The organism is Chryseobacterium sp. (assembly GCF_022712095.1).
In the GTDB taxonomy this organism is placed as follows: Bacteria; Bacteroidota; Bacteroidia; order Flavobacteriales; family Weeksellaceae; genus Chryseobacterium.
In genome coordinates, this window is the sequence record NZ_JALAHD010000163.1 from 1 (window position 1) to 6,281 (window position 6,281).

Sequence of the window (6,281 nt, forward strand, 5' to 3'; positions counted from 1 at the left end):
AAATAAACAGTCTCTTTTTATAAAAAAAAGCTTCATCTTCTGAGAGATGAAGCTTTTTTTATTTTTTCCTTTTTGATTTTGATTTTGCTTTTTGTTGAGCTCTGTTGGCTCCAAATTTTTTTGGTGCCTTTCTTTTGGAAGGCCCGCCCCAGTTTTCTTTTTTATTTTTATCTTTTTTGTCATGGAAAGCTCCTCCTCCTTCATTTAATTTTATTTTTGCAGGATTTTTCATGACTACTTCATCTTTTTCTGATGTAATCTTATTAGGGTTGATTTTCACTTCCTCAGGGAAATTAATAAACTTCAGCTCTTTATCCATCAGCAATTCTATATCTAAAACCAAAGTTTCTTCTTTCTTTGTTACAAAAGTAATGGCCTTACCATCTTTATCCGCTCTACCCGTTCTACCTATCCTGTGAATATATTGTTCCGGAATATCTGGTGTTTCAAAATTAATGACATGGGTAATATTGGAGATATCCAATCCTCTTGCCATTACATCTGTAGTAATTAATCCACGAATTTCTTCATTCTCAAACTTCTTCATAGCTTTCAATCGGTAGTTCTGAGATTTATTGGAATGGATTACATCGAATTGTTCAGGGAAAAGCTCATCAATTTTTGTAAACAGAAGATCCGCATGTTTTTTATTATTATTAAAAATCAACACTTTCGACATGTCTGCATCTGTTTTCAACAAATGCTCCAGTAAATTGATCTTAGTATTGAAATTCTGAACTTTATATGCTGTCTGCTCTATCTTCTCTAATGGTGTTCCGGATTTAGCCAATGAAACTTCCACAGGACTTGCAAAATATTCATTCAATATTTCATCCAATGCTTCCGTCATGGTTGCTGAGAAAAGAATGTTCTGTCTTTTCTCTTTCATCATTTCAAAAATATGGGTAAGCTGTGGTCTGAAACCCAGATTCAACATTTCATCAAACTCATCAATAATCAGCTTCTGAACTTCTTTAAGGGAAATTGCATTATCTATGGAAAGGTCCATTACTCTTCCGGGAGTTCCAACAAGAATATCACATCCATTGTCAAAAAGAAGTTTTTGGGTATTGATATTTTTCCCTCCATATACTCCGATTACTCTTGCAGTTATATTTTCGGTCAATTTTTCAAGGATCTCTGTTACCTGAACTACCAATTCTCTTGTTGGAACCAGTATTAAAACCGTCGGATTTCCATTTTTATTGTATTTCCAGGTTTTAAGAACGGGTAAAAGGTAGGCTAATGTTTTTCCTGTACCTGTCTGGGCGATTCCCATTACATCTCTTCCGGAAAGTATAGGTTTTAAGCTCTTTTCCTGAATAGGTGTAGGTTCAAACAATTCCAAGTCCGCCAAAACATCAAGAATTTTAACCGGAAGATCAAAATCTGCAAAAGTAAGTTTTTCCATGGTGCAAAGATAACTATTTAATTAATCTTTCCCCTTTACGGATTTATTTTAATATTCTACTTTCTTGTTACTCTGAGCAAAATAACCAAAATAAGAAAAACAGAGAATATAAATCCAAGAATAGCCAATAACGACATCTCTCCTACTCTTGGCGGAGCTTCGGAAACAAAGACAATTGCTGTGGCAATCATATTAGCACCTAAGACCATCGCCAAAATAAGATTAACAATACTGGATTTTATGAGCTGGTTCGTCCTTTCAATATTTTTAATCTCACTGGTTATTGTAAATTTATTCTCATCCAGTTTTTGTAATACGGAACGGAGTTCTCTGGGAATCTCATCTACATTATCAGTAAAATTCATCACTTTATCCATTCCGGTTTTCAGAAGATTCCGGGGATCTATTTTTCTGGTCAGAATCTTTTTTGTGTATGGATTGAGACTTTTTACAATATCAAGATCAGGGTTAATATTTCTTCCCACTCCTTCAATTAGGCTGATTCCTTTAAACAGTAAGTAAAAATAATCCGGCATGTACAGTCGGTTATCTTTCAGGATATCTTTCATTTTATTAATGATAACCTGGACATTAATTTCCTGTAAAGAAGAACTGTGTATAAAATTTAAAATATCTTCTACATCACCCTCAAATCTTCGTTCATCAGGAATCTCATAGCTCACCGCCATCTTTTTGAGATATCTTACGATCTTATGTGAATTTTTAGCAACAAAGCTTACGATAAGATTTTCGAGAATTTCTTTATCATTAGGCTGAATTTTCCCTACTGCTCCAAAATCTATAAAAACCACTTTCCCATCTTTCTTAACAAGAATATTGCCGGCATGCGGATCTGCATGGAAGAATCCATAATCCAGAATCTGGGAAACAAATAAACGCAGTCCAACTTCGGAGATTCTTACCGGATCGATATTATTTTCAAGCAAAACAGATTTGTCCGTCACTTTTATTCCATCAATAAATTCCATACACAATATATTATTGTTTGAGAATTCATCATAGATTTTAGGCACATAGGTTTCTCTGTTATTTTTAAAATTCAGGACAAACTGCTGAATATTATTTTTTTCATTGATTAAAGAGACTTCTTCGAGTAAAGACTTTTCAAACGTTGAAATAGCCTGTCTCAGGTTTAGCTTTACCCCTATATCCGAATAGGCCGATAATAATCTTTCAAGATCTTTAATAAGCAACAAATCATCTTCTATCACTTCCTGCACATCCGGTTTCCTGATCTTTAAGATAACCGGTTCCCCATTAAGGAGTTCTCCTTTGTAAACCTGTGCAATAGAAGCTGTTGCCAGAGGCGAATGCTGAATATATCTGAAATAATCTTTTACCGAAATATCAAATTCATTCTCCAGAATTTCTTCAACATTCATATCTACAGTATCTACTTTATCCTGTAGTTTCTGAAGTTCCTGAACCATCTCCGGAGGAAGGAGATCCTCCCTGTTACTGAATGTTTGTCCCAGCTTTACAAAAGTAGGTCCTAATTCCTCCAAAGCCAGTCTTATTCTTTCGTATACGGTTCCCTTGGATACAATATCTTCAGTATTTCCCAATTCTTCTTCCTTATTTCCTCCATTACCATTGACCCTTGCCAATACGTCTTTAAATCCGTATTTGCTTAATACAGAGATTAACCGGGCAGATCTTTTAAGTTTTCTTTGTTGTTTATTAAACATAAGGTAAAAGTAATACAAAGTTGAACCAAAAAGTATTCCTAATTCTTTAAATGTCCTATTTTAAATAGGTTTCATAAAGATCACTTCTCCTGTCCTTCATTACCTGAACTGAGCCGTGATAATGAAGATCTTTCAATAGATTAAGGTCAACATCTACAATTAAAGTCATTTCCGTATTGGGAGTTGCTTCCCCTTTGACTGCATTTGACGGGAAGGCAAAATCCGAAGGGGTAAATACTGCCGCCTGCCCAAACTGAATATCCATATTATTTACTCCCGGTAAGTTTCCTACACAACCTGCTATAGCCACATAACATTCATTTTCAATTGCTCTTGCTGCTGCACAGTGACGTACACGCATATAGGCATTCTGGGTATCAGTAAGATAAGGTACAAACAGAATTTTCATTCCCTGATCTGCAAGAATCCGGGGAAGTTCCGGAAACTCCACATCATAGCATATTACCAGTCCTATCTTTCCACAATCGGTATCAAATACCTTAATTTCATTCCCTCCCTTCATTCCATAATATTTCCTTTCATTAGGTGTAATATGAATTTTACGGTATTCATCTATCCTTCCATCACGGTGAAGCAAATAGCTCACATTATAAAGTTCATTATTCTCAAAAACCGGCATACTTCCGGAAATAATATTGACATTATAACTGATAGCCAGCTCTGATATTTTATTTTTTATTTCTTCCGTCCTTTTTGCAAGCTCTATCATACTGTCTCTTTCGGAGAGACTATTAAATGGTGCTAATAATGGCGTATTAAAGAGTTCCGGAAATAATACAAAATCTGATTTATAGTCTCCCATTACATTTACAAAGAATTCTACCTGCTCATAAAAGGCATCAATATTCTTAAAATGTCTCATCTGCCATTGTACCAGTCCCAAACGGATGATGCTATCCTGCATTGTATTGGGTTTTTTACTGTAATAGATATTATTCCACTGCAGGAGAACCGCATTTTCTCTTGAGGATTCATCTTCAGGAAGATATTTCTTAAGAATCCTGATGGGTAAAAAGTTATTGGAAAGCTGGAATGAAAGTACGGGATCATAAATTTCTTTATCCCTCACTCTCCGGATATATTCCCTTGGAGACAATTCATGACTGTATTTATGATAATTCGGGATTCTTCCTCCTAATACGATAGATTTTAAATTAAGAAGTTCACAAAGCTCTTTTCGGGCGTCATACAGTCTTCTTCCTAAGCGGAGTTCACGATATTCAGGATCTACAAAAACTTCTATTCCGTATAATACATCTCCTGTAGAAGTATGGGTATTAAAGGTATAATTCCCAGTTATATCGCTGTAAGTATGTTCATCTCCAAATTCATTGTAATTAACGATAATAGAAAGTGCAACAGCCGCCAGTTTTCCATCCACTGTAATACAGATCTGGCCTTGAGGAAATATTTTGATTAATTTATCTATACTCTTTTTATGCCATACGGATTCAGACATTTGAGGATAGGCACGTTTCATTGTTTCTACCAGTTCATCATAATCCTTTGTATTCAGGACACGGGTATCTATTTGCATTGTAAGTAAATTTACATTAAATATAAAAAAAATTATCCGCGTCTGTCTACTTTCATTAAAAAAAGAAAGCCTGCCTTTACAGGCAGACCTCCAAACATAAATATAAAAATAGATTATGAAAAATAGATTCAAATTTAATGGTAGACATGGATCATAGGATTCGCAATCATTACAGGATCCGGCTCTGAAAGATCCATTGCTTGTCCGCAAACTCCATCTTCTACATCTGCAGGCCAATTCGGACTGGAAGGTGTCGCATTCTGGCCCGTCCACAAAGCATTTCCTGGTCCTAAATCGTCCACCTGAGACATTGTCACCCAAATTACATTATCGGATTCTGATAAAACATTTCCTCCTCCAACAGTATGGGATTCATTAATAACTAAAGCTTTTTTCTTTCCTGTTCCCTGGTACTCCACAATCGGGTATGAAGAAATCGTATTGGAACTGTAAGTCCCACAAATTTCTATCACTGATTTATCTTTCATGATAAAGTATGTTTTTCCTGAAGGCATACCAAAAGAAGGATCAAGAAGAGAAAAAGCACCTTTTACTGAAAAATAGGAAGAGGCTTCCATTTCTACTGTAGTATTCTTTCCACTTCCGTATAAGCCAAAAGTCGCGGCTCCGTTAAGAATAATTCCCGAACGGTTACATATCTTCAGTAAATCTCCCTGATGTATAAAGGTTCCTGTCCCTTTAATAATAGCTCCATTTACAATGTATAAACTATTGGTAGGAGCAATTGTTAAAGTATTGGAACCGAAATCAATAGTCTGATTAACACAATAGGTTGTATTCGTTACTGTACTGCTCGGCAAGTTACTTAGGTTATCAACTATTACAGATCCAGCAGGACACCCACATGTCTGAGCATAAGAAAATGGTGCCAACCCCCACAATAATATTGCTATTACCTGTATTCTCATCTTATACTATTTAATAACAAAAACAATATTCATATAAGAAAAATCGGAAGGAGCTCCCACTACATCGTAAGTAAGAACTCCGGTATCTGAAATACCGGTAATATTGATTACTGTATTATCATAATAACTTACATAATAATAAAGGTCATCAGGAGAATTATAATAAGGAATAGAGGCCGGAGCACTATTGCTTTTAGCCATAGGAGCTTCAAATTGCTGTTTATATATTGTATAAAGATCTATAGTTTTACCTGTACCGGCCTGAGTATCCACTACCATTGACGGCATATAAAATGAACGGGTATTATTTCCTAAACAGGTCCACTCAGGAGAAGCAGGCATTCCTATATTCTGACTCAAACACTGGCGGTCTGTATCATATACTAAAAGTCCATTCGCAGGTTCAATAATCGCGGCTCTTTCCTGCTTTGTCAATCTTGGAATAAGAAGGCCTTTATCTTTAGCCGACATTTCTACAATAGAGCTTTTATCAGGTGTATTGGTGTTTATACCAACCTGTCCTTGCATCACAGAAGTGAACAGGATCATCACAGAGCATATTAATTGCTTCATAATATATTTTTTTAATAGTGTGTATTACCAATACCTGATTCCTTATAAGAAACCTGATCAATTTCAATGCTGATTCAATAGTTTTGAGAGTTGGATAGGAG

At 35.4% G+C, this 6,281-nt stretch carries 5 protein-coding genes; all 5 read right to left on the reverse strand.

Annotated elements, in window-relative coordinates; all coding sequences use genetic code 11:
* Positions 1–58: 58 nt before the first annotated feature.
* Positions 59–1,411: a DEAD/DEAH box helicase gene (locus tag Q0A18_RS08200; protein ID WP_292009664.1), complete on the reverse strand. Its 1,353-nt coding sequence runs from the start codon at positions 1,409–1,411 to the stop codon at positions 59–61.
* Between the two features lie 56 nt (positions 1,412–1,467).
* A complete protein-coding gene (locus Q0A18_RS08205; protein ID WP_292009665.1) occupies positions 1,468–3,120 on the reverse strand; it encodes an AarF/UbiB family protein in 1,653 nt (550 codons plus the stop codon).
* A gap of 55 nt (positions 3,121–3,175) precedes the next feature.
* On the reverse strand, positions 3,176–4,678 hold the full coding sequence (locus tag Q0A18_RS08210) for a bifunctional GNAT family N-acetyltransferase/carbon-nitrogen hydrolase family protein (protein ID WP_292009666.1): 1,503 nt from the start codon (positions 4,676–4,678) through the stop codon (positions 3,176–3,178).
* Between the two features lie 134 nt (positions 4,679–4,812).
* A complete protein-coding gene (locus Q0A18_RS08215; protein WP_292009667.1) occupies positions 4,813–5,607 on the reverse strand; it encodes a hypothetical protein in 795 nt (264 codons plus the stop codon).
* A 6-nt stretch (positions 5,608–5,613) separates the two neighbouring features.
* Positions 5,614–6,180, reverse strand: coding sequence for a hypothetical protein (locus tag Q0A18_RS08220; RefSeq protein WP_292009668.1), 567 nt, complete (start codon positions 6,178–6,180; stop codon positions 5,614–5,616).
* Positions 6,181–6,281 lie beyond the last annotated feature (101 nt).